This is a genomic window from Mycolicibacterium neoaurum ATCC 25795, from assembly GCF_000691525.1.
In the GTDB taxonomy this organism is placed as follows: Bacteria; Actinomycetota; Actinomycetes; order Mycobacteriales; family Mycobacteriaceae; genus Mycobacterium; species Mycobacterium neoaurum.
On record NZ_JMDW01000019.1, the window covers coordinates 100,560 to 123,370 of the forward strand.

25 protein-coding genes are annotated in these 22,811 nt (G+C 66.3%); 10 read left to right on the forward strand and 15 right to left on the reverse strand.

The window, feature by feature from the left end; translation table 11 throughout:
• Nucleotide 1 precedes the first annotated feature (1 nt).
• The 8 genes from uraH to echA20 all read right to left on the reverse strand — a co-directional run bounded on the left by uraH (nucleotide 2) and on the right by echA20 (nucleotide 7,415).
• Nucleotides 2-319, reverse strand: coding sequence for a hydroxyisourate hydrolase (uraH, locus tag IC40_RS0123560; protein ID WP_030137125.1), 318 nt, complete (start codon nucleotides 317-319; stop codon nucleotides 2-4).
• A gap of 8 nt (nucleotides 320-327) precedes the next feature.
• Nucleotides 328-825 (reverse strand): 2-oxo-4-hydroxy-4-carboxy-5-ureidoimidazoline decarboxylase, encoded by a 498-nt coding sequence (gene uraD, locus IC40_RS0123565; RefSeq protein WP_030137126.1) that lies wholly within the window; start codon nucleotides 823-825, stop codon nucleotides 328-330.
• Nucleotides 822-2,723, reverse strand: a complete 1,902-nt coding sequence (locus IC40_RS0123570; protein WP_030137127.1) for a PbuX/PucJ/PucK family nucleobase permease — start codon at nucleotides 2,721-2,723, stop codon at nucleotides 822-824. Before IC40_RS0123570 ends, uraD begins: the two co-directional genes overlap by 4 nt.
• An 82-nt stretch (nucleotides 2,724-2,805) precedes the next feature.
• The gene (locus IC40_RS0123575; RefSeq protein WP_030137128.1) at nucleotides 2,806-3,918 is read right to left on the reverse strand and encodes an NDMA-dependent alcohol dehydrogenase; all 1,113 of its coding nucleotides are present in this window, start codon (nucleotides 3,916-3,918) and stop codon (nucleotides 2,806-2,808) included.
• A 56-nt stretch (nucleotides 3,919-3,974) separates the two neighbouring features.
• Nucleotides 3,975-5,048: a (3aS,4S,5R,7aS)-5-hydroxy-7a-methyl-1-oxo-octahydro-1H-indene-4-carboxyl-CoA dehydrogenase gene (gene ipdC, locus IC40_RS0123580; RefSeq protein WP_030137129.1), complete on the reverse strand. Its 1,074-nt coding sequence runs from the start codon at nucleotides 5,046-5,048 to the stop codon at nucleotides 3,975-3,977.
• Between the two features lie 2 nt (nucleotides 5,049-5,050).
• On the reverse strand, nucleotides 5,051-5,800 hold the full coding sequence (gene ipdB, locus IC40_RS0123585; RefSeq protein ID WP_030137130.1) for a cholesterol ring-cleaving hydrolase subunit IpdB: 750 nt from the start codon (nucleotides 5,798-5,800) through the stop codon (nucleotides 5,051-5,053).
• The gene (gene ipdA, locus IC40_RS0123590; RefSeq protein WP_030137131.1) at nucleotides 5,797-6,666 is read right to left on the reverse strand and encodes a cholesterol ring-cleaving hydrolase subunit IpdA; all 870 of its coding nucleotides are present in this window, start codon (nucleotides 6,664-6,666) and stop codon (nucleotides 5,797-5,799) included. The genes ipdB and ipdA overlap by 4 nt, the downstream gene beginning before the upstream one ends.
• On the reverse strand, nucleotides 6,663-7,415 hold the full coding sequence (gene echA20 / locus IC40_RS0123595; protein WP_372494015.1) for a (7aS)-7a-methyl-1,5-dioxo-2,3,5,6,7,7a-hexahydro-1H-indene-carboxyl-CoA hydrolase: 753 nt from the start codon (nucleotides 7,413-7,415) through the stop codon (nucleotides 6,663-6,665). The genes ipdA and echA20 overlap by 4 nt, the downstream gene beginning before the upstream one ends.
• Before the next feature lie 58 nt (nucleotides 7,416-7,473).
• Between echA20 and IC40_RS0123600 the strand changes: the two genes are divergently transcribed.
• Together IC40_RS0123600 and IC40_RS0123605 are read left to right on the forward strand one after the other, a co-directional pair.
• Nucleotides 7,474-8,250: an SDR family oxidoreductase gene (locus IC40_RS0123600; RefSeq protein WP_030137133.1), complete on the forward strand. Its 777-nt coding sequence runs from the start codon at nucleotides 7,474-7,476 to the stop codon at nucleotides 8,248-8,250.
• Between the two features lie 14 nt (nucleotides 8,251-8,264).
• The gene (locus IC40_RS0123605) at nucleotides 8,265-9,170 is read left to right on the forward strand and encodes an SDR family oxidoreductase (protein WP_030137134.1); all 906 of its coding nucleotides are present in this window, start codon (nucleotides 8,265-8,267) and stop codon (nucleotides 9,168-9,170) included.
• Nucleotides 9,171-9,235: 65 nt separating this feature from the next.
• Here IC40_RS0123605 and IC40_RS0123610 read toward each other — a convergent pair whose 3' ends face one another.
• From IC40_RS0123610 to IC40_RS0123630, 5 genes are read right to left on the reverse strand one after another with little or no spacing between them, the layout of a single operon-like run.
• Nucleotides 9,236-9,679, reverse strand: coding sequence for a nitroreductase family deazaflavin-dependent oxidoreductase (locus IC40_RS0123610; protein ID WP_036463858.1), 444 nt, complete (start codon nucleotides 9,677-9,679; stop codon nucleotides 9,236-9,238).
• A gap of 40 nt (nucleotides 9,680-9,719) precedes the next feature.
• Nucleotides 9,720-10,016, reverse strand: coding sequence for a hypothetical protein (locus IC40_RS0123615; RefSeq protein ID WP_030137136.1), 297 nt, complete (start codon nucleotides 10,014-10,016; stop codon nucleotides 9,720-9,722).
• A complete protein-coding gene (locus IC40_RS0123620; RefSeq protein WP_030137137.1) occupies nucleotides 10,013-10,498 on the reverse strand; it encodes a nitroreductase family deazaflavin-dependent oxidoreductase in 486 nt (161 codons plus the stop codon). The genes IC40_RS0123615 and IC40_RS0123620 overlap by 4 nt, the downstream gene beginning before the upstream one ends.
• 9 nt (nucleotides 10,499-10,507) lie before the next feature.
• Nucleotides 10,508-10,882 carry a DUF8021 domain-containing protein gene (locus tag IC40_RS0123625; protein ID WP_030137138.1) on the reverse strand — a complete coding sequence of 125 codons (375 nt, stop codon included), beginning with the start codon at nucleotides 10,880-10,882 and terminating at the stop codon, nucleotides 10,508-10,510.
• 1 nt (nucleotide 10,883) lies between these two features.
• On the reverse strand, nucleotides 10,884-12,047 hold the full coding sequence (locus IC40_RS0123630; RefSeq protein WP_030137139.1) for a steroid 3-ketoacyl-CoA thiolase: 1,164 nt from the start codon (nucleotides 12,045-12,047) through the stop codon (nucleotides 10,884-10,886).
• Between the two features lie 169 nt (nucleotides 12,048-12,216).
• Between IC40_RS0123630 and IC40_RS0123635 the strand changes: the two genes are divergently transcribed.
• From IC40_RS0123635 to IC40_RS0123670, 8 genes are read left to right on the forward strand one after another with little or no spacing between them, the layout of a single operon-like run.
• Nucleotides 12,217-13,470, forward strand: coding sequence for a cytochrome P450 (locus IC40_RS0123635; RefSeq protein ID WP_030137140.1), 1,254 nt, complete (start codon nucleotides 12,217-12,219; stop codon nucleotides 13,468-13,470).
• Nucleotides 13,471-13,480: 10 nt separating this feature from the next.
• On the forward strand, nucleotides 13,481-14,479 hold the full coding sequence (locus tag IC40_RS0123640) for an acyl-CoA dehydrogenase family protein (protein WP_030137141.1): 999 nt from the start codon (nucleotides 13,481-13,483) through the stop codon (nucleotides 14,477-14,479).
• Between the two features lie 6 nt (nucleotides 14,480-14,485).
• Nucleotides 14,486-15,649 (forward strand): acyl-CoA dehydrogenase FadE29, encoded by a 1,164-nt coding sequence (fadE29, locus tag IC40_RS0123645; RefSeq protein ID WP_030137142.1) that lies wholly within the window; start codon nucleotides 14,486-14,488, stop codon nucleotides 15,647-15,649.
• Nucleotides 15,646-16,617 carry a bifunctional MaoC family dehydratase N-terminal/OB-fold nucleic acid binding domain-containing protein gene (locus tag IC40_RS0123650; RefSeq protein WP_030137143.1) on the forward strand — a complete coding sequence of 324 codons (972 nt, stop codon included), beginning with the start codon at nucleotides 15,646-15,648 and terminating at the stop codon, nucleotides 16,615-16,617. Before fadE29 ends, IC40_RS0123650 begins: the two co-directional genes overlap by 4 nt.
• On the forward strand, nucleotides 16,614-17,021 hold the full coding sequence (locus tag IC40_RS0123655; RefSeq protein ID WP_191293599.1) for a MaoC family dehydratase: 408 nt from the start codon (nucleotides 16,614-16,616) through the stop codon (nucleotides 17,019-17,021). Before IC40_RS0123650 ends, IC40_RS0123655 begins: the two co-directional genes overlap by 4 nt.
• Nucleotides 17,018-18,196, forward strand: coding sequence for a 17-hydroxy-3-oxo-4-pregnene-20-carboxyl-CoA lyase (locus IC40_RS0123660; RefSeq protein WP_030137145.1), 1,179 nt, complete (start codon nucleotides 17,018-17,020; stop codon nucleotides 18,194-18,196). Before IC40_RS0123655 ends, IC40_RS0123660 begins: the two co-directional genes overlap by 4 nt.
• A gap of 45 nt (nucleotides 18,197-18,241) precedes the next feature.
• Nucleotides 18,242-19,339, forward strand: a complete 1,098-nt coding sequence (locus IC40_RS0123665; protein ID WP_030137146.1) for a hypothetical protein — start codon at nucleotides 18,242-18,244, stop codon at nucleotides 19,337-19,339.
• Between the two features lie 6 nt (nucleotides 19,340-19,345).
• The gene (locus IC40_RS0123670) at nucleotides 19,346-20,104 is read left to right on the forward strand and encodes a PE domain-containing protein (protein ID WP_030137147.1); all 759 of its coding nucleotides are present in this window, start codon (nucleotides 19,346-19,348) and stop codon (nucleotides 20,102-20,104) included.
• Here IC40_RS0123670 and IC40_RS0123675 read toward each other — a convergent pair.
• Both IC40_RS0123675 and kstD read right to left on the reverse strand, forming a co-directional pair.
• Nucleotides 20,101-20,961: an enoyl-CoA hydratase ChsH3 gene (locus IC40_RS0123675; protein ID WP_030137148.1), complete on the reverse strand. Its 861-nt coding sequence runs from the start codon at nucleotides 20,959-20,961 to the stop codon at nucleotides 20,101-20,103. The genes IC40_RS0123670 and IC40_RS0123675 overlap by 4 nt on opposite strands.
• A gap of 1 nt (nucleotide 20,962) precedes the next feature.
• On the reverse strand, nucleotides 20,963-22,654 hold the full coding sequence (gene kstD, locus IC40_RS0123680; RefSeq protein WP_030137149.1) for a 3-oxosteroid 1-dehydrogenase: 1,692 nt from the start codon (nucleotides 22,652-22,654) through the stop codon (nucleotides 20,963-20,965).
• Nucleotides 22,655-22,811: the final 157 nt, after the last annotated feature.

Here is a 22,811-nt window from a genome sequence, read left to right on the forward strand (position 1 = left end):
TTCAGCTCCCGCGGTAGGTGGAGTAGGCGTACGGGGACAACAGCAGCGGCACGTGGTAATGCCCCGAGAGTTCGGTGATCTCGAAGGCGATCACCACCTCCGGGTAGAAGCCCACGAGTCCTTCGGCGGCGAAGTAAGCCGCGGTGTCGAAGTGCAGCCGGTACACCCCTGCGGCGAGCTCTCCACCGAACTCCGGGATGCGCCCGTCGGAATCGGTCATGCCGTCGGCCACCACGGTGCCGGCGGCGGTCAGGGTGACCGCCATCCCGGCTGCGGGCCTTCCGGTGGTGGCATCCAGGACATGTGTCGACAGCGTCATGTGACCCATCATGTCGGCTCACTCAACAGTCGTTCCAGCCGTAACCGGTTGATCTTGGCGAGTTCGTTGCGCATCACCCGGCGCTCGGTGTCGGGGTCGTTGGCCAGGCGGTCGGTGAGGATGTCCAGCAGTTCCTCGGCCGAACGGCCGCTGGCGCACACCAGATACACGTAGCCGAAGCGCTGCTCGTACTCCCGGTTCTTCTGGGCGAGTGTCGCTTTCACCGAATCGTCAGCACCGGCCACCCGGGCCTGTTCGCGGGCCGACGACGGGTTGTCCGCCCTGGCCCCGATGCGCGGGTGCCCGTCGAGCGCGGCGTCGATCTCGGCATCGGGAAGCTCGGCAAGGATGCGATCCGCCCTGTCGTAGAGGGCGTGGGTGTCCCGGAACGGCGCGGCCGCCAGCACCCGCCGAGCCCAGATGGTCGAGGAGCACACCTCGAACAGCAGATGCATCTGCCCACGCTCGGACAGGGAGTTGAAGTTGGCCAGTCCGATTGCCTTCACGGGAGGTCGTTGAGCCTGCCGAACCGCGCTGCGGCAATGGGATTGGCGTCGGCGACCAGATCGGTGAATCGATAATTGACGATCTTGGCGACCTCGATCAGCGCGTATGCCCGCTCGGTCGACACCGAATTGTCCATCCGAGACCAGCCGTTGCGCAGCACCCGGTCGAAACGCTCGGTCTCCCTCGCGCAGATGATCAGCGGGAAACCGAAGTGCTCGCGGTAGGCCGCGGCCAGGTTGACCACATCCTGATGGTCGTCGGAGTCCAGATTGCTCAACGCGACATGGTCGACGGCGAGCACCTGCCCGGTCTCGTCCTCGGCGCCCAGATCGGGAAACGAATCGAGCATTTCCTGCTGTTGTTCGGTGTTGCCGGTCAGCACCGCATCCTGGAAGGCCTCCCGCAGGGCTGCGGTATCGGCGAACGGCCGCTGATCGAAGGCTCGGTCGGCGGCCCACCCGACGCCCTGCACCACGTGCCCGAACACCTCGGTGAACCGTTCGCGGGTCATCGTGTTCACCTCGTCGAGGGTGATGGAGCCGGATCCCGCCACCCGCGGGCCCTTCTTGCCCAGGTGGAAGAACACGATGTTCAGCGCGATCGCGGTGATGGCGCCGGTGCTGATACCGCTGCCGAACAGGATGTCCAGCCCGGCGGGCAGTGTCGAGGAGATCGCCGGGTAGGAGGTGACCAACAGTGCCAACGCCAGGCTCGTGGTGACGATGATGACGTTGCGGTGGTCGGTGAAATCGACCTTGCCGAGGGTCTGGATGCCGACGACGGCGACGGTGGCGAACAACGTGAGTGCCGCACCACCGAGCACGGGGTTCGGGATCGACGCGACGATGGCGGCGACCTTGGGTAGGAAGCCGAGCACGATCATGATGGCGCCGGCCGCCGCGACCACCCACCTGCTCTTGACCCCGGTGAGCCGCACCAGCCCGACATTCTCGGAGAACGCGGTGTAGGGAAAGGAATTGAAGATGCCGCCGATGGTGGTGGCGACACCGTCGGCGCGCAGCACGTTGCCGATATCGGACGGGCGGACCCGCTTGCCGACGATCTCTCCGGTCGCGATCGTGCTGCCGGTGGATTCGACGGCGATGATCATCATCACGATGATCATGGTGACGATCGCGATGATGTCGAACTTGGGCATTCCGAAGGCGAACGGCGGGGTGAACCCGAACATGGCGGCTTCGCCGACCCGGTCGAAGTTCATATCGCCGAGTGCATAGGCGACCGCACAGCCTGCCACCAGCCCGAGCAGGACGGCGATGGTCGACATGAATCCGCGGAACAGCCGCTGGATGGTGACGATGACCGCGATGGTGCCCAGGGCGTAGAGCACCCACCGCAGGTTGCCGGGATCGGGTTCGTGGGTCGCCGGATCGGTCACCGCGTCCAATGCCCCGATGGGCACCAGGCACAGACCGATGATGGTGATCAGGGTTCCGGTGACCACCGGCGGGAAAAAGGTGAGCAGCCGGACGAACACCGGCGCGATGAGGAAGGTGAAGACACCGGCGACGATCACGGCGCCGTAGACGTAGAGCAGACTCGCGGTGCCACCGCCGTGTGCCAGGCCGATCGCGATGATGGGCGCGACCCCGGCGAAGGTGACACCCTGCAGCAGCGGCAGGCGCACCCCGACATTCTTGAACCCGACGGCCTGGATGATGGATGCGATACCGCAGGTGAACAGGTCGGCGGTGATGAGCATGACGAGCTCTTCGCGCGACAGTCCGAGCGCGTTGGCGATCAGGATCGGCACCAACACCGCGCCGGCATAGAACGCCACCACGTGCTGGAAGCCATAGGTGGCGAGCTTGGGCAGCGGCAGCACCTCGTCGACGGGGTGCACGCGCTTGCGCTGGCTCTTGGTGGGTGCCGACATGCCGATCAGAATCCGGCAGCCGTGCTTACATTTCGTGTCGCGCGCGTTTCGCCCACGTTGCTGATGCGGCCGATGCGCCGGGTCAGTGGTCGTGCAGGATGACACCGCGGATGTTGTGACCGGCCAACATGTCGTCGAAGGCGACGTTGATGTCACCGAGCTTGTATTCGGTGGTCACCGACTCGTCGAGCAGCAGTTGACCGTCCCGATAGAGGCTGAGCAGTTTCGGGATGTCGGCACGCGGGTTGGCCTCGCCGTACAGGCTGCCCAGGAGTCGTTTCTGGAACAGGGTGAACATCGCCATGGGCAGCGTCGGGGTGACGTCGGTCATCGATGCGATGCCGGTGAGCACCACCGCCCCACCCTTGCGCACCATGTCCAGTGCGGCGCCGATCATCTGTCCCTCGACGAGGCCGACGGTCAGGATGGCAGAGTCGGCCATCACACCCTTGGTGAGCTCGGCGACCAGCGCGGTGGCTTCCTCGAAGGAGGTGACGAAGTGCGTGGCCCCCAGTTCGGTTGCCTTGGCGCTTTTCTCGGCCACCAGATCGACGGCGATGATGTGGGCGGCCCCGGCGATTCGGGCGCCCTGGATGGCACCGGCACCCACCCCGCCGACGCCGATCACCACCACGGTATCGCCGGGTCCGACCTCGGCGGTGTTCACCGCCGACCCCCAGCCGGTGGTGATACCGCACCCCAGCAGGCAGGCCCGGTTCAGTGGAAGGTCATCGTCGATCTTGACCAGCGAGGCGTCCGAGACGACGCCGTACTGGGCGAAGGTTCCCAGCAGCAGGGCCACGTAGATTCCCTGGTCGCCGATGTGTCGGCGGAACGTGCCATCCAGCTGCGTTCCGGCAAGCAGCATCGCGCCGAGGTCGCACAGATTCTGCTGCCCGCTGGCACACCACCGGCACTTGCCGCAGGCGGGCAGGAACGAGGCGACCACATGGTCACCGGGTTTGAGGTCGCGGACGCCCGGTCCGACCTCCTGGACGATGCCTGCACCCTCGTGGCCACCGATCACCGGAAACGGGACGGGGAAGTCACCGGTGCGCGGATGGTGGTCGGAGTGACACAACCCGGTCGCCTCGAAGGAGACCAACACCTCGCCCTCCTGGGGCGGGTCGAGGTCGACCTGCTCGATACTCCAGTCTCCGTTGATCTCCGAGAGAACCGCCGCATCCATCTTCATCGCCCCACGCTACGAGCTGGTCGGTACGTGGGTGCGGTGATTCGTCGAATTCCGCCTCAGGGACGGATGTAGGTAGTCGCCTTCTGTAGGTGTTCGACGGCCTCGGCGACGATGGACGGGACGAGTTCTGCGCAGGACGGCAGATCGTCGATGATGCCCGCGACCTGACCAGAGGCCAGCACACCGGCCTCGGTGTTGCCCTCGACCAGGCCGGCCTTGAGCAGCATCGGCGTGTTGGCCGCCATGATGACCTGTGACCAGGTGAGGTCCTTGCCGTGGCGCATCGCCAGACCGTCGGTGATCATGGAACGCCACGACATCTGCGACATCTTCTTGAACTTCTGCGCGTTGCCCACCGCGGCGGCCAGACCCCGCACCGGGGACCCGCTTTCGAGCTTGTCCACCAGTCCGGTGCGTAAGACCCGGTGCGGCATACCGTCGACGCGGGTGGAGACCACGGTGCCGTCCAACGCCGCCTGCAGGTAACGCTGCTTGACCGCCTCGGGGACCGTCGAATCGGAGGTCAGCAGGAAGCGGGTGCCCATCGCGACGCCCGCCGCACCATAGGACAGGGCCGCGGCCAGTCCACGACCGTCGAAGAACCCGCCGGCGGCGATGACGGGCATCCCCGTGTCGGCGACGGCGTCGAGCACCGAGGGCAGCAGCAGCGTGGTGGCGATCGGACCGGTGTGACCGCCGCCCTCACCGCCCTGCACGATCACCGCATCCGCGCCCCAGCCGGCCACCTTCTTGGCGTGCTTGGCCAACCCGACCGACGGGATGACCACCACGCCGGCATCCTTGAGCCGGGCGATCAGGTCGGGTTTGGGAGCCAGGGCGAAGGAGGCGACTTTGACCCCTTCGCGGATCAGGAGGTCGACGCGGTCGTTCGCGTCCCCGGCGTCGGCGCGGATGTTGATCCCGAACGGTTTGTCGGTCGCGGCCTTGACCTTGGTGACGGCGGTCTGCAGTTCGGCCAGTGTCATGGTTGCCGAGGCGAGGATGCCCAGGCCGCCCGCGTTGGACGTGGCGGCGACCAGTCGTGCTCCGGCCACCCAGCCCATGCCGGTCTGGACGACGGGGTGCTCGATGCCGACCAGTTCGGTCAGTGCCGTGCTCAGTGTTGCCATCGCTACACCCGGACCTCTTTGTCGCGCAGCGACTTCGGATCGATGACCTCGCGCAGCAGGCGCTGCTCCTCGGCGTTCGGCAGCCGGGTGGTCTCGGCCTCGGCCAGTCCGTGTACCTCGAAGGAGGTGTTCTCGGCGACCTGGTCGGCGTCGACACCGGGGTGCAGGGACACCGCACGCATCTGGCGGTCGGGGCCGTTGAAGTCGAACACGCCCAGATTGCTCACCACCCGATGGATGTCGGCGAACCGGAAGGCCGGATTGGCGGGATCGATCTTGTCCCAGCCGATCCCGGAGACGATATCGACCTTGTCGCAGAACACCCGCGCGGAGTGGTTGCCGACGAAGTAGCTGGTGGCGTGGTTGATGGAGTTGCCGGGTGCGCCGCGCACACCGAACATCTGACGGGTCGGGTGCTGGATCGGCCCGAACGCCGACAGGTTCTGGTTTCCGTACCGGTCGATCTGGTTGGCGCCCATCACCACGTGGCGCCGACCCCAGGACAGGGTCTCGAAGACGCGGTTGAACGGCATCCACCCCTCGATCGCCGCCGGCGCTCCGATGGCCGGGGTGTCGGCGATCATCCGCGCCTCACCGTCGGTCAGCACGATATCGGGGGCGAACGTCAGCCGCGCCAGGCGCGCACCGATCTGGACGAGGGTCGTCATGGGCGAGACCATGATCTCGCCGGCATCGCGGAACAGTTCGGCGCACGCGACGGCGCACACCTCGGCACGGGTCACGGACATCACTGGGCACCTTCCTCTGCGAATTTGCGCACGGCCGCCTGGTAGTCGGCCTCACTGCCGGACAGGTAGGTCTGCACGAACTCGGCCCACTTCTCATCGGATCCGGCGGACTCGGCGTAGTGGCGCTGGAACTTCTCGTCGCGGCGGTAATCGGGCTCGTTGGTGGTGAAGTGTGCGCCGTTGGGTGCTTCCACCACCACGTCGACCATCATCCGGTTGATCAGCTGTTGTTGCGGGACAGTAGATTTCACCAGTTCCTCGGTGGACACCACCTTCTCGACCGACAGGAACCGCCGGGTTGCCGACATGAGGAACAGATCGTCGAAGTAGGGGTCGATACCGGTGTAGGCGGCATTGCCGCGCTCGTCCCCGAGATTCATGTGCACGAATGCGGCATCCAGGTTCAGCGCAGGCATGGCGATCAATTCCTGATCGTCATAGGGCGATTTCACGGTCTTGAGCTCATCACCCCAGAAGGCGCGGACATCGCTGCCGAGCCCGGCGCGGATCGGCAGGAACGGCAGCCGTTGGGCGGCGGCCTGTAGGCCGCAGCGCAGCATGCCTTCGTCCATCTCGCGCGCCTCGATGGCACCACTGGTGCGGGCCTTGGCGAACCACGGGTCGTAGAACGGCGGGGAGTCCAGTGACACGAATCCGTAGTAGACGCGCTTGACCTTGTCGGCCGAGCACAGCAGCCCCAGATCGGGTCCGCCGTAGGTCACCACCGTCAGGTCCTTGACATCGGTGCGCAGCAGCGCGCGGATGAAGGCCATCGGCTTGCGCCGCGAGCCCCACCCGCCGATACCGATCGTCATGCCGCTCTCGATGGAAGCGACGGCCTCATCCAGTGTGGTTCTCTTGTCTGTCACTTGGACCCCTTATCGGTGCCGGCGAAGGCGTCGCGGTGCTCATCGGAGACGCCTGCGAGGTTGAGCTCGAACGTGAAGCCTTGCTCCATGCGGTATCGCGCGTTCACCGGTTGCACGTCGATGAAGTTCAGCGCTTCTTTGGCGGCACGGATCACCCGGGTGTCCTTGCTGGCGATATCGCGCGCGACACGCAACGCGGCCTCGTCCAGTTCGGCGCGCGGAACCACCTCGTGCACCGAACCGAAGTGATGCAGCGTCTCGGCGGGAACCGTTGCCGCCGTGAAGAACAGTCTGCGCATCAGATGCTGGGGAACGAGCCGGGACAGATGGGTCGCGGCACCGAGCGCGCCGCGTTCCACCTCGGGCAGACCGAATTTCGCATCATCGGAGGCGACGATGACATCGGCATTGCCGACCAGGCCGATACCGCCCCCGACGCAGAAGCCGTTGACGGCGGCCACCACGGGTACCTCGCACTCGTACACCGCTTTGAAGGCGTGATAGCACCCGCGGTTGGCATCGATGAGCGCGGTGAATCCGTCGGTGTTCTGCATCTCCTTGATGTCCACACCGGCGTTGAACCCACGACCCTCGGCGCGCAGGATCACCACGTGGGTGCTGCGGTCACGGCCGGCGGCGGTGATGGCATCGCCGAGCTCGAACCAGCCCTGCGAGGGGATGGCGTTGACGGGTGGGTAATTCACGGTCACCGAGACGATGCCCGGTTCGACTGTCGTGGTGGTGATCATCAGTCACTTCCTCGTGGGGTCGCTACCTAAGCAAGCACTTGCTTGGTACGCTAGCACAGTGACTGACGCGGCTGGAATCAATCTGCAACTGGGTGGCCGGGTGGTCTTGGTGACCGGCGGGGTCCGCGGGGTCGGCGCCGGCATCAGCGAGGTTTTCGCCGGTCAGGGTGCCACCGTCATCACCTGCGCACGCCGGCCGGTGGAGGGTTCACCCTACGAGTTCCACTCCTGCGATATCCGCGACGACGCGGCCGTGCAGGGCCTGATCGACACGATCGTGGCAACCCATGGCCGCCTGGACGTGGTGGTGAACAACGCCGGCGGATCGCCCTACGTGCCGGCCGCCGATGCCTCGGCCAAGTTCAGCACCAAGATCATCGAACTGAATCTGATCGGCGCGCTGTCGGTCTCCACCCACGCCAACGCCGTGATGCAGAAGCAGGAGACCGGCGGAACCATCGTCAACATCTCCAGCGTCAGCGGGCACCGGCCCACCCCGGGGACCGCGGCCTACGGTGCCGCCAAGGCCGGCATCGACAACCTCACCACCACGCTGGCGGTCGAATGGGCGCCCAAGGTCCGGGTGAACTCGGTCGTCGTGGGCATGGTCGAGACCGAGCAGGCCGACCTGTTCTACGGTGATGCCGAGTCGATCGCCGCGATATCGGCCAATGTGCCGTTGCGGCGGCTGGCCAAACCGGCCGATATCGGTTGGGCCACGGCGTTTCTGGCTTCCCCGGTGGCGTCCTACATCAGCGGCGCCGCACTGGCGGTGCATGGCGGGGGCGAGCCGCCGCACTATCTGTCGACCACCACAGCTGACATCAAAAAGTAAGAGGAGATATTGCAATGGGTTTGCTCGACGGCCGGGTAGTCATCGTGACGGGCGCAGGCGGGGGCATCGGCCGGGCGCACGCCCTGGCCTTCGCCGCGGAGGGTGCGCGGGTCGTGGTCAACGACATCGGTGTCGGACTGGACGGCTCACCGGCCGGCGGCGGTAGCGCAGCGCAGGGCGTCGTCGACGAGATCATCGCCGCCGGCGGCGAGGCCGTGACCAGCGGCGCCAACGTCGCCGATTGGGCGCAGGCCGAGGGATTGATCCAGACCGCGGTGGATTCGTTCGGCGGACTCGATGTCCTGGTCAACAATGCCGGCATCGTGCGCGACCGGATGTTCGTCAATGCCACCGAGGAGGAGTTCGACGCCGTCACCGCCGTGCATCTCAAGGGCCATTTCGCCACCATGAAACATGCCGGGGCGTACTGGCGCGCCCAGTCCAAGGCCGGCAAGACGGTGGATGCCCGCATCATCAACACCTCTTCGGGCGCGGGGTTGCAGGGCAGCGTCGGACAGGCGACCTACAGCGCGTCCAAGGCCGGTATCGCCGCGCTCACCCTCGTCGCGTCGGCGGAGATGGGACGGATCGGGGTGACCGCCAACGCCATTGCGCCGTCGGCGCGTACCCGGATGACCGAGACGGTGTTCGCCGACATGATGGCCACCCAGGATGCGGCGTTCGACGCGATGGCTCCGGAGAACATCTCACCGCTGGTGGTGTGGCTGGGCAGCGTCGAATCGCGAGAGGTCACCGGGCGGGTGTTCGAGGTCGAGGGCGGGATCATCCGGGTTGCCGAGGGCTGGGCACGCGGTGCCGAGGTCGACAAGGGCGCACGCTGGGATCCGGCCGAGCTCGGACCCGTGGTCAGCGACCTGCTGGCGAAGTCGCGCACCCCGTTGCCGGTCTTCGGGGCGTGATTCCTCGCGATTTGTGGAGTCGCAGCCGCACTCGTCGCGGGTGAGACTCCACAAACCGCACGGTTTCAGCGCGGTTCGCAGATCACCAGCGGGATGACCCGGTCGGCCGCCTCGCGGTAGCCGCGGTACGGCGGGTACATCCGGGTCAACTTGGGCCAGTACCGGTTTCGTTCCTCCGGGGTGGCATCCCGTGCCGTCATGTCCCGCTCGTCGGAACCGAATTGCACCCGCACGTCGGGGTCATCCTTGATGTTGAGGTACCACGCCGGGTCGTGATCGCGTCCGCCGAACGAAGCGGGCAGCACGATACGGTCACCATCGCGCAGACACAGCGTGGCCGTCGTCCGCTCACGCCCGGTGCGCCGTCCGGTGGTGGTGATCAGCGCAGCGGGCAACCACAACAGGCGGGCACCGAGCACCCCGCCGGTCCGCTGATACGCCCACACGTGCGCCCTGGCGAAGTACTTCATCGACGCGGCGAGCAGCCCGGAATTGCGAACATCGACCATGCGGGACTCTCTGCCCAGAACCATGGCCGGCCAAACGCGGCTATCGCAGGAGCACCGCCGCATACAGCACCGCGCTCACCGTGACGAAGAGAAGCAGACACCACCGCGTCGCACGGCGGCGACGATCCACGGGCAGAGCGCCAGGCAACGACACGGCCGACAGCAGCCCGGCGATCAGGCCCACGACGGTTCCGAACATCAGGCCATAGCCGTGTGGATCGATCCCGGGATCACTGGAAAGACCGGACCGGGCAACGAGATACAGGCACATCAACCACAGGAGCGCCGCGGTCGAGCCCAGCAGCCCGGCGACCGCCCGCCTGATGATCGGGCTCACGCAGTCGCGGGGTCGCAGATCAGGATCGGGATCTTGCGATCGGTGTAGGACCGGTAGTTCGCGAAGTCGGGATACATGGCGTCGAGCTTGGGCCAGTACTCGTCGCGCTCGGCATCGGTGGCCTCGCGGGCAACGAGGTCGAGCTTTTCCTTCTTCGTCTGGAACGTGATGTTGGGGTTGGCCTTGATGTTCAGGTACCACATCGGGTTGGTGGCCCGTCCGCCCTGAGAGGCCACCAAGACGATGCGGCTGCCCTCCTGCAGGAACAGCAGCGGGCTGTCCCGCGGCTCCCCAGACTTGCGACCCGTCGTGGTCAGGATGCCGACCTCGGCGCCGCGCAGGAACTTGTTGCCCAGCTTTCCGCCGGACTTCTTGAAGATCCAGGTGTTCGCGCGCGACATCCATTTGATGCCGGTGCCGACTGCCTTCGAATTGAGGCCTTCGACCTGTTTGGGGCTCAGGGGCTTGGGTGGTGTGGCCATGGCGAAACCCTATCGGCTGATGAACGGCTTCAGCGACGCCCGGATGTGGTGGATCCGAGGATCGTCGGCGGGGATCAGAAACGTCTCGTCGACGTGTGAGCACACGCGCCTGCCGAAGAGCCGCGGCCTGGTCAGCACGTCGAAACGGGCGCGGATGTGAGCGCCGTCGACGGTGAACTCCGGTGGTGTGGTCTTCTCGATGACCTTGAACTGCGGACCGTTGTTCAGGCTGCGCCGCAGATGATCTCCCGATCTTCCGGTCTTGAGCCCCATCTCGATCCGGATGCAGTCCGGATGGAATGGGACCGCATCCGCTCGATGGGTCGACAGCGCGTCGATATAAGCCTGGGCGGCCGCGATGCGCTCGGAATCGGATGCCGGCACGTTAGATCCGCTCGATGATGGTGCCCGTGCTCAGCGCGCCACCGGCGCACATCGTGATCAGCGCGGTGCTCTTACCGGTGCGCTCCAGCTCGTGCAGTGCGGTGGTGATCAACCGGGCACCGGTGGAGCCCACTGGGTGGCCCAGCGCGATGGCGCCACCGTTGACGTTGACCTTGTCCATATCGGCCTCGTGGACCTGCGCCCAGGACAGCACGACGGACGCGAAAGCCTCGTTGATCTCCACGAGGTCGATATCGCCCATCTTCATCCCGGCCTTCTCCAACACCTTGGCGGTCGACTGCACCGGGCCGTCGAGGTGGTAGTAGGTCTCGGCACCGACATTGGCCTGCGCCACGATCCGGGCGCGCGGCGTGAGGCCGTGGGCCTTCGCCACATCGCTGTCCATCCACAGCACCGCGGCCGCGCCGTCGGAGATCTGCGAGGAGGTTCCCGCGGTGTGCATGGCACCTTCCATCACGGGCTTCAGCGCGGCCAGACCCTCCGCCGTGGTATCGCGCAGACCTTGATCGCGGGTCACGAGCGCCCATTCATCGGTCGGACGCTTGTTCTCGTCGAGCACCGGCGCTGAGATGGGTGAGATCTCCCGATCGAAGCGACCCTCGGCCCAGGCCTGCTTGGCCTTGGCCTGCGAGGCCAGCCCGAACGCGTCCAGGTCGGCACGGGTGATCCCGCGGCGCTTGGCGATCCGCTCGGCGGCCTCGAACTGGTTGGGCATGTCGATATCCCAAGACGAGGCGCGGATGAGACCGCGATCGGGACCGGCATTGGCGCCCAGGCCCACCCGGCTCATCGCCTCGATACCGCATGCGATGCCGATATCGATCGCACCCGTGGCGATAAGGCCCGCGATCAGATGGTTGGCCTGCTGGGCGCTGCCGCACTGGCAGTCGATGGTGGTGGCACCCACGTGCTCGGGCAATCCCGCGGTCAGCCAGCCGACCCGGGTGATGTTGTTGGACTGCTCGCCGTACTGGGTGACACAACCGCCGATGAGCTGTTCGACATCGCCGGCGTCGATCCCGGCCTTCTCGACGACCGCCTTCTGCACGGCGCCCAAGAGTTCGGTGGCATGCAGCCCGGACAGCCAGCCGTTGCGCTTGCCGATAGGGCTGCGGGTGGCTTCGACGATGACAGGATTACCCATGCTTGTCAGGCTAGAACACGTTTCATTACTCTGACAAGCGAGGATGCCGCCGCGCCTTTTATCTGCGGTGAAGGCATGTTTCAATGGTTCACGAGTGGTACTAGAAGGAATTGTCTCGGCACCCGTCGTGGCCGGTGACATGCCCCGAATTGAGCAAGGAGATCTCTGCATGCCCAGCCCCAACCTGCCCAAGGGCTTCGACCCGCTGGACGCCAGTCTGAACCTCGAACGCCTGCCCGTGGAGGAGTTGGCGGAGATTCGCCGCGCCGAGCCCGTCCACTGGGTGGACGTGCCGGAAGGGACCGGGGGCTTCGGTGACAAGGGCTACTGGATCGTCACCAAGCACGCCGACGTCAAAGAGGTCTCGAAGCGTAACGACATCTTCGGCAGCTCACCCGACGGCGCCATCCCGGTCTGGCCGCAGGAGATGACCCGCGACGCCATCGATCTGCAGAAGGCCGTGCTGCTCAACATGGACGCGCCGCAGCACACCCGGTTGCGCAAGATCATCTCGCGCGGGTTCACCCCGCGCGCCATCGGTCGGCTCGAAGACGAGCTGCGGGCCCGTGCCCGCAAGATCGCCGAAACCGCGGCGGCAGCCGGCTCGGGCGACTTCGTCGAGCAGGTGTCCTGCGAACTGCCGCTGCAGGCCATCGCCGAACTGCTCGGTGTGCCGCAGGACGACCGGGACAAGATCTTCCGCTGGTCCAATGAGATGACCGCGGGCGAGGATCCCGAATATGCCGATGTCGATCCGGCGATGTCCTCCTTCGAACTCATCACCTACGCCATGAAGATGGCCGAGGAGCGGGCGCAGAACCCGACCGAGGACATCGTGACCAAGCTGATCGAGGCCGATATCGAGGGCGAGAAGCTCTCCGACGACGAGTTCGGTTTCTTCGTGGTCATGCTTGCCGTCGCAGGCAACGAGACCACCCGCAACTCGATCACCCACGGCATGATCGCCTTCGCCGACAATCCCGACCAGTGGGAGCTCTACAAGAAGGAACGCCCGAGCACCGCCGCCGACGAGATCATCCGTTGGGCGACACCGGTGTCGGCGTTCCAGCGCACGGCACTCGAGGACACCGAGCTCTCCGGGGCGAAGATCAAGAAGGGTGAGCGCGTGGTGATGTCCTACCGCGCCGCCAACTTCGACGACGAGGCGTTCGACAACCCGCACCAGTTCAACATCCTGCGTGATCCCAACCCACACGTCGGATTCGGTGGTACCGGTGCGCATTACTGCATCGGCGCGAACCTGGCCCGCATGACCATCAACCTGATCTTCAACGCGATCGCCGACGTGATGCCCGACATCACACCGATCGGCGAGCCGGAGCGGTTGAAGTCCGGCTGGCTCAACGGAATCAAGCACTGGCAGGTCGACTACACCGGCGCGGGCGCCGGCGCCTCGAGCTAGGGGAATCCTGGTGGACTTCACGCCGAAGCCCGAACAGCAGGCCGTCGCCGATGTGGTGACCTCGGTGCTGGAACGGGACAACAGCTGGGACGCACTGGTATCCGGTGGGGTGGCGGCGCTGGCGGTGCCCGAGCGCCTCGGTGGTGACGGGCTCGGACTGCCCGAGATCGCCACCGCGCTCACCGAGATCGGCAGGCGCGGTACGACCGGTGCGGCACTGGCCACGCTGGGTCTCGGGTTGCTGCCGCTGCTGGAGGTGGCCACCGATACCGAACAGGACCGCTATCTCGACGGGGTCGCCGGCGGGGCCGTGTTGTCGGCGGCGCTCAACGAGCCCGGAGTCTCGCTTCCCGAGCGCCCCTCGGTGACCCTGACCGACGGGAAGCTCACCGGAACCAAGATCGGTGTGCCCTATGCCGGCACCGCGCGATGGCTGTTGGTCACCGCGGACGGTGGGGTCGCGGTGATCGCTCCGACCGCGAGTGGGGTGACGCTGACCAAGACGCCGACCTCCAACGGCACCGACGAGTACGTGGTGGTCTTCGACGGCGCCGAGGTGGACGGAGTGCTCGCCAACGCCACGACCCGCCGAGTCAACCAGTTGGTGCTGGCCGCCACCGGAGCCTTCGCCGCGGGCCTGGTCGCCGGCGCGCTGCGACTTACCGCCGATTACGTGGCCACTCGCGAACAGTTCGGGCGTCCGCTGTCGACCTTCCAGACCGTCGCCGCGCAGCTCTCGGATGTCTATATCGCCTCGCGGACAATCGATCTCGCGGCCACGTCGGTGATCTACCGGTTGTCCGAGGGCCTCGATGCCGACGACGATCTGGCGCTGCTGGGCTATTGGATCACCTCGCAGGCGCCGCCGGCGATGCGGTTGTGTCATCATCTGCACGGCGGCATGGGAATGGATATCACCTATCCGATGGATCGGTATTTCTCCTCCATCAAGGACCTCACCCGCTTGCTGGGCGGGCCTGCGTATCGACTGGATCTGGTGGGAGCGTAAATAGCCATGTACATCGAACTGACGCCGGAACAGCGCAAGCTGCAAGACGAATTCCGCGAGTACTTCTCGACGCTCATCACGCCGGAGGAAGCCGCGGCGATGGAGTCCGATCGCCACAACGAGGCCTATCGCGCGGTGATCAAGCGGATGGGCTCGGACGGCAAGCTGGGTGTGGGCTGGCCCAAGGAGTACGGCGGGCTCGGCTTCGGGCCGATCGAGCAGCAGATCTTCATCAACGAGGCCAACCGCGCCGATATCCCGCTGCCGATGGTCACGCTGCAGACGGTGGGCCCCACCCTGCAGGTGCACGGGACCGAACTGCAGAAGAAGAAGTTCCTGCCCGGGATCCTCGCCGGCGAGGTGCATTTCGCGATCGGTTACTCCGAGCCGGAGGCGGGCACCGATCTCGCCTCGCTGCGGACCACCGCGGTGCGCCACGGCGACGAGTACATCGTCAACGGCCAGAAGATGTGGACCACCGGCGCCCACGACGCCGACTACATCTGGCTGGCCTGCCGCACCGATCCGGAAGCCGCCAAGCACAAGGGCATTTCGATCCTGATCGTCGATACCAAGGATCCCGGCTACTCCTGGACGCCGATCATCCTCAGCGATGGGGCACACCACACCAACGCGTCGTATTACAACGACGTCCGGGTGCCCGCCGACATGCTGGTCGGCGAGGAACACGGCGGCTGGAAGCTCATCACGACCCAGCTCAACCACGAGCGCGTCGGGCTTGGCCCGGCCGGACGCATCGCCGGGATCTACGACGAGGTCCACGAGTGGGCGTGCATGCCCGGATCCGATGGTGTCGTGCCGATCGAACAGGACGACGCGCGTCGACTGCTGGCCCAGATCAAATCGATCTGGCGGATCAACGAGTTGCTGAACTGGCAGGTGGCCGCCTCGGGCGAGACCATCGCGGTGGCCGATGCGGCGGCGACGAAGGTCTTCTCCACCGAGCGCATCCAAGAGGTCGGCCGGCTGGCCGAAGAGGTCGTCGGCCGCTACGGCAACCCCGCCGATGCCCACACCGGCAGGCTGCTGGACTGGTTGGACAAGATGACCAAACGCAATCTGGTGATCACCTTCGGTGGCGGCGTCAACGAGGTCATGCGCGAAATGATCGCCGCGTCGGGGTTGAAGGTGCCGAGGGTGACCCGGTGAGCGAACTGCAGGCGGGTATCGAGGCGGTCCTCGCGGCGGGCAGCAGTAGTCCGACCGTGGCGCGCGACCCGGTGAACCAACCCATGATCCATCACTGGGTCGATGCGATCGGGGACAAGAACCCGATCTACGTCGACGCCGAGGCGGCCCGTGCCGCAGGTCATCCGGGTATCGTCGCCCCGCCGGCGATGATCCAGGTGTGGACCATGATGGGGCTGGGGCGTTCCCGCTCCGATGATGATCCGCTCGCCCGCGCCATGAAGCTTTTCGATGACGCCGGTTATGTCGGCGTCGTCGCCACCAACTGCGACCAGACCTATCACCGCTACCTGCAGCCGGGGGAGCAGGTGGCGATGAGTGCGGAGATCGTCGGCATCGTCGGTCCCAAACAGACCGCGCTCGGTGAGGGTTACTTCATCAACCAGAAGATCAGCTGGCATACCGTCGGGGCCGGCGCGGAGGAACTGGTCGCCGAGATGGACTGGCGCATCATGAAGTTCCTGCCGGCAGCCAACGCGGCCAAGACCGAAACGGCCGCGATTCCCGAGGATCTCGATCCCGACAAACTGATGCGGCCGTCCTCGTCGCGTGACACCAAGTTCTTCTGGGATGGCGTCAACGCACACGAACTGCGTATCCAGCGCCGCCCGGACGGGACGCTGCAGCACCCACCGGTCCCCGCGATGTGGGCCGACAAAGACGCACCCGCCGATTATGTCGTCTCCTCCGGGAGGGGCACGGTGTTCAGCTATGTCGTCCACCATGCACCGAAGGTGCCCGGCCGCACGCTGCCCTTCGTGATCGCCCTCGTCGAACTCGAGGAGGGCGTTCGGATGCTCGGCGAGCTGCGTGGGGTGGATCCCGAGCAGGTGAAGATCGGAATGCCGGTCACCGCAACCTATATCGACTTCCCCGACAGTGAGGTCAGCCCGGCCTGGACGTTGTATGCATGGGAGCCGCAAGCATGAGTCTGACCCTGACCGACGTCGCGGTCGGCACCACACTGCCCGAACTGCAGATCTACGGTGACCCGACGTTCATCGTCTCCACCGCCATCGCCACCCGCGATTACCAGGATGTGCACCACGACCGGGACAAGGCGCAGGCCAAGGGATCCAAGGACATCTTCGTCAACATCCTCACCGATACCGGTCTGGTCGGGCGTTATGTCACCGACTGGGCCGGTCCGGACGCGCGGGTCAAGTCCATCAAGTTGCGCCTTGGGGTGCCCTGGTACGCCTATGACACCATCACCTTCAGTGGTGAGGTCACCGAGATCGACGGCGATGTGGTGACCCTGAAAGTGGTGGGCGCCAACAGCCTCGGCAACCATGTCATCGCCACCTCGACGCTCACCCTGGGGGACAAGTGACATCGTCCGGAAAGGCCGGCCTGTCCGGCAAAGCGGCGATCGCCGGTATCGGTGCCACCGATTTCTCCAAGAATTCCGGGCGCAGCGAGCTGCGACTGGCTGCCGAGGCGGTGCTCGACGCGCTCGATGACGCCGGGCTGGCGCCGTCCGATGTGGACGGTCTGGTCACCTTCACGATGGACTCCAACCTGGAGACCGCCGTCGCGCGGTCCACCGGCATCGGTGATCTGAAGTTCTTCAGCCAGATCGGTTATGGCGGCGGTGCGGCGGCGGCGACGGTGCAGCAGGCCGCGCTGGCCGTCGCGACCGGGGTGGCCGAGGTCGTGGTGGCCTACCGGGCCTTCAACGAGCGCTCCGAGTTCCGGTTCGGCCAGGTGATGACGGGGTTGACCGTCAACGCCGATTCGCGCGGCGTCGAGTACAGCTGGTCATACCCGCACGGCCTGAGCACACCCGCGGCGTCGGTGGCCATGATCGCGCAGCGCTATATGCACGAATACGGCGCCACCAGCGCCGATTTCGGTGCGGTATCGGTCGCCGATCGCAAGCACGCCGCAACCAACCCCAAGGCGCACTTCTACGGGAAGCCGATCACGATCGAGGATCACCAGAACTCCCGCTGGATCGCCGAACCGCTCCGGCTGCTGGACTGCTGCCAGGAGACCGACGGTGGCGTCGCGATCGTGGTCACCACCCCCGAGCGGGCCAAGGACCTCAAACATCGCCCGGCGGTCATCGAGGCGGCCGCGCAGGGGGCGGGGACCGATCAGTTCACCATGTACTCCTACTACCGCGAGGAGCTCGGGCTGCCCGAGATGGGCCTGGTCGGCCGCCAGCTGTGGGAGCAGAGCGGTCTGACGCCCGCGGATATCCAGACCGCGATCCTCTACGACCATTTCACCCCGTACACGCTGATCCAGCTCGAGGAGCTCGGCTTCTGCGGCAAGGGCGAGGCCAAGGATTTCATCGCCGGCGGGGCCATCGAGATCGGCGGGAAGCTACCCATCAACACCCACGGCGGACAGCTCGGCGAGGCGTATATCCACGGCATGAACGGGATCGCCGAAGGGGTGCGTCAGCTACGGGGAACGTCGGTCAACCAGGTTGACAATGTCGAACATGTGCTGGTCACGGCGGGTACCGGGGTGCCGACATCGGGTCTGATCCTCGGCTGATTTCACTGCACCGCCACCCGTCGGTGGCGCGGTAATCTCGAGGCCATGGGGATCCAGCCTGATGTGAGCCCATACGGGGGGCAAACAGTTACGGGGCCGGCGTGGCCGAATGTCGACGAGAACGCGCTTGCCGCGGCCGCGGCGCAATACGACGCGCTCGCGGCCAAGATCGGTGGCACCGTCGTGCCCCAGCAGCAGGGTCAGCTGGTGCAGATGGGCTCCGAATGGCAAGGGCCCGCCTCGACCGCCGCCGCTGGCGAGGCCACCTCGATCATCGGCGGACACGAGGCCAATGCCGCGCAGGCCGCGGCCATCGCCGCCAAGCTGCGCACCATGGAAGCCGCCGTCGTCCAGACCAAGATGATGGCCAACATGGTCGCCCAGCAGACCCAGGCCGCCTGCATGGCGATCCAGGCATCCGGGTCGCCCGAGACCCAGGCGCTGGTGCAGAGCCAGATCATGATGGGTCTGTCGCAGAACACCGCGACCGTCACGGCCAATGCCACCTCGATGGCCAACAGTATCGGCGCGCCGGCCACCACACCCCCGACCGGCGCGCCCGCGGTCGGACCCCAGCAGGTCTCCCAGGCCGATCCCAGCCAGGGGATGCAGATGATGGGTCAGATGGCGGGTCTGGTCAGCCAGCTACCCCAGATGCTCGGCCAGGCCATGGGACAGGTAACCCAGGCGCCGCAGCAACTCATGCAGACCGTCGGTCAGCCGCTGCAACAGCTGACCTCCATGCTCGGCGGTGGCGGTAGCGGCGGCATGGGCGCAGGCGGTTTCTCGCCGTTCTCGGCTTTTTCCAACCATCCGCTCGCGGGCGGCGCCGGAGCCGGTGCCGGGGCGGGCATGATGCGCGCGGCGTCGTTGCCCGGTGGCGGCGGTGGTTCCGCGCAGACCCCGTTGATGGCGAGCCTGGTCGGCACGCCGCCGGTCTCGGTGGGGCCGTCGGGTGCGAACGCCGGTGCCGGCGCCCTCGGTGGGCTGGCACCGGTGGCCGCCGGTGCCGGAGGCGGGATGGGCGGCGCCCCGATGATGGGTCAGCGCGGCGCAGGCGGCGGTGGTACCAAGCTCGGTCTGGCGATGCCGGAGGCGCTGGAGCACGACCTTGCCGAAGACGATGTCGACGATGATTGGTGACCCGCGATGACCGGAATGTTCAAGCCCGATGAGATCAATTGGAATGCGGCCGCGGTCGAACTGCCGCCGATGCCCGTGATCCCGCCCGGTGCCGATGCCATGAGCATGACGATCGCGGCGGTGCTGCCGACGCTGGAGGCCCAGTTGACCGCCAACGTAACGGCGTTGGCCGCCAAGGAGAACACCTTCTCCGGCAAGGTCGAGGCCGCCCAGGCCGCCTACACCACCTCCGATGAGACCGGCGGTCAGTCGGTGGGACAGGTCGGCGGAATGCTCGAACAGCTCACCGGGCAGCTGGGCCAGTTGACGCAGATGCCGCAGCAGGCCGCCGGCAGCCTCGGCGGCGGGGGCGAAGGCGGTGGCGGCGGCTTCGGTCAGCTGATGCAACAGGCCATGCAGGCCGCCCAGGGCGCGGTGCAGCAGGGCACCCAGGCCGCACAGCAGGATCAGGGACAGGGGCCGGGCGGTCCCGCGGGTGGCCCGCCGCCTGGCGTCCCGGGCGCGCCCACCCCGGAGCAGCGTGAGGCGCAGCAGAATCAGCGTGACGCCCAACAAGACGCCCGCGAGAGCCAGCAGAACGAACGTCAGGCCGGCCAGGATGCCCGTGAGCATCAGCAGGATCAGCGTGAGGCGCAGTTGGATTCGCGGGAGTCGGCCGCGCCAGGACCCAGCGCCGGTGGCTCCGCGGCGGGGCCTGCGCCGATCGCGCCACACGGCCCGTCGCGCCCGACCACCGGCGGCGAGGATCTGTCCCGGCAGGTCTAGGCCGGGACGAGCTCCACACCCGAGAGCACCACGGTGTTGTCCCGACTCGGCGCGGTCAGCGTGCCGATGAACTTGCCGTCCTGCTTCCAGATGTTGGCCTGGAGGGTTTCGCCGGGGATGACGGTGCCGGCGAACCGGGCACCGTAGCTGGCAACCTGGGACACGTCGGCATCCAAGAAATGGTCGACGATCGCCTTGGCTCCGATACCGTAGGTGCACAGTCCGTGCAGGATCGGCCGGTCGAAGCCGGCCGCCTTGGCGAACGCCGGATCGGAATGCAGGGGATTGCGGTCACCACACAGCCGATACAGCAGCGCCTGCTGCGGCAGGATCGGCAGCGCGATCTCGGCATCCGGTGCGCGGTCGGGTAATTCGACCGAGGTGGACGGGCCGCGCTCGCCGCCGAAACCACCCTCGCCGCGGGCGAAGATCGAGCGCTTGGTCGTCCACAACACGGTGCCCGAGGCATCGGTCACGGTGGATTCGCTGACGATGACGGCGGCCTTGCCCTTGTCCCAGATCTCGGTGAACCGCTGCTTGGAGAATCCCGTCCCGCTGGTCGGGATGGGGCCGGGCACGGTCACACCCTCGCTGGCGTGCAGCACCCTGGACAGCTCGATATCGATGCCGGGGAACTGCACGGTCGGCGCCTGGGTCATGTGGAAGCTGGCCGCGACATTGCCGAAGGTGGGCAGCACCTGCGGGGTGTCATCGGTCAGATAGCGCAGTTCGCGCTCGTCCATCGGGTCCGAGCCGGCGCCGAGGCCGAGGTGGTACAGCTGGATATCGCTGCTTGTCCAGGAGAACTCGATCGGATCCAGGTCGGCGGCGAGCGCCTTCTCCACATCGATGGGCATATCAGGCCTTTCCAGCGAGATGCAATGCGGCGAGGTAGCCGAAGGTCATGGCGGGCCCGATTGTGCCACCCGGGCCGGGATAGGTGTGACCCATCACCGGCGAGCTGACATTGCCTGCCGCATAGAGGCCTTCGATCACCGAATTGTCATCGCGCAGCGCCCGGCCGTGCACGTCGGTGCGGATGCCACCCTTGGTGCCCAGGTCACCGGGCACCATCTTCGCGGCGTAGAACGGGCCGTGTTTGATCTCGCCGAGGTTCGGGTTCGGCTTGTTCGTCGGATCACCGTAGTAGCGGTCGTAGGCGCTCTCGCCGCGGTGGAAGTCCTCGTCGACGCCGGACCGTGCGAAACCGTTGAACCGTTCGATGGTGGCCTTCAGCGCGTCGGCGGCCACACCGGTCTTCTCGGCCAGCTCGGCCAGGCTATCGGCCTTGACGATGATGCCCGATTCCATCCACTTCTTCGGGATGCGTTGTCCGGGTTGCAATCCCGCAAAGATATAGCGATCGCGGTACTGCTGGTCGAAGATCATCCAGGCGGGCACGTTCTCGCCCGGCCCGGCGCCCTGGCCGTACTGACCGCCGTACATGTGGTGGCAGGCCTCCACGTAGGGCATCGATTCGTTCATGAACCGCTTACCGTTCATGTTGACGATGATCGACCCGGGGGAGTTGCGCTCGGAAAGGGCGAACCACGGGGCGCCCTCCAGCGGGACGGTCGGACCCCACCACGCGTCCTCCATGAGTTCCAGTGCCGCACCCAGCTTTTCGGCTGCCAGGATGCCGTCACCGGTGTTGGCGACGGCACCGACGGTCCACTCGGTGGTGATGGGCTGGCGCTGGTACTTGGTGCGCATCTCCTGGTTGTGTTCGAAACCGCCCGAACCGAGGATCACGCCCCTGCGGGCCCGGATCAGCTTCGGCTCGGCAGACTCGGGGGCACCGGCCTCGCGAACGTAGATTCCGCGCACCACCCCGTCCTCGATGTACAGGTCGGTCAGCGCGGTGTTCAGCAGCACCGGCACCCCGGCCTTCTGCAGACCGATGCGCAGCGGCGCGATGAGCGCCCGGCCCATGCCGACCAGGTTCTTGCCGGTGGCGTTGGCCCACACCGATCGCACACCCACCTTGATGCTGCGTAGCACGCCGCGCGGGTGACGCTTGAGCTGGTTGAGCCGGACATAGTCCTGTTGCAGTACCACCATGTTCAGCGGCACCTTGCCGTACGGCGGTTCGAGCCCCTTCTCGTCGGGACCGAGCTTCTTGGCGTTGAACGGCTTCGGCTCGACCGAGCGGCCGGTGGCCTTACCGCCCGGCGTCTCCGGGTAGTAGTCGGAGTAGCCGGGAACCCAGCACAGCTTCAGCGGCGAGTTCTTCAGCACGAACGACAACATCTCCGGACTGCGGTCCAGGTAGGTGTCGATCTTCTCGGCAGGCACCACATCGCCGATGATGGCGTGCAGGTACTTCCGTGCCTCCGCGGCGGTGTCTTTGACCCCGTCACGCTGAAGAACCTCGTTGTTGGGAATCCACACGCCACCGCCGGATCGCGCCGTGGAACCGCCATAGTGCGGAGCCTTCTCAACGACTACTGTCGAGAGTCCCTGGTGAGCGGCGGTGAGGGCGGCGACCATGCCGGCAGCACCGCTCCCTACCACTACTACGTCAAAGACACTGTAGTCCTGTTCAGTCATGTAGAACACGTTATAGAATTGCAGTGCCTTTCGACAACAGGCCCACAACTGTGCCGGTCGAGGGCCTGATGAGATTACGAGGGGAATTCACCAACATGCTCAGTGTCGAGGTGCGCGACGAGCTTGCTGCCGAGTTGGCCGAGGCGGAGCGCAGTCG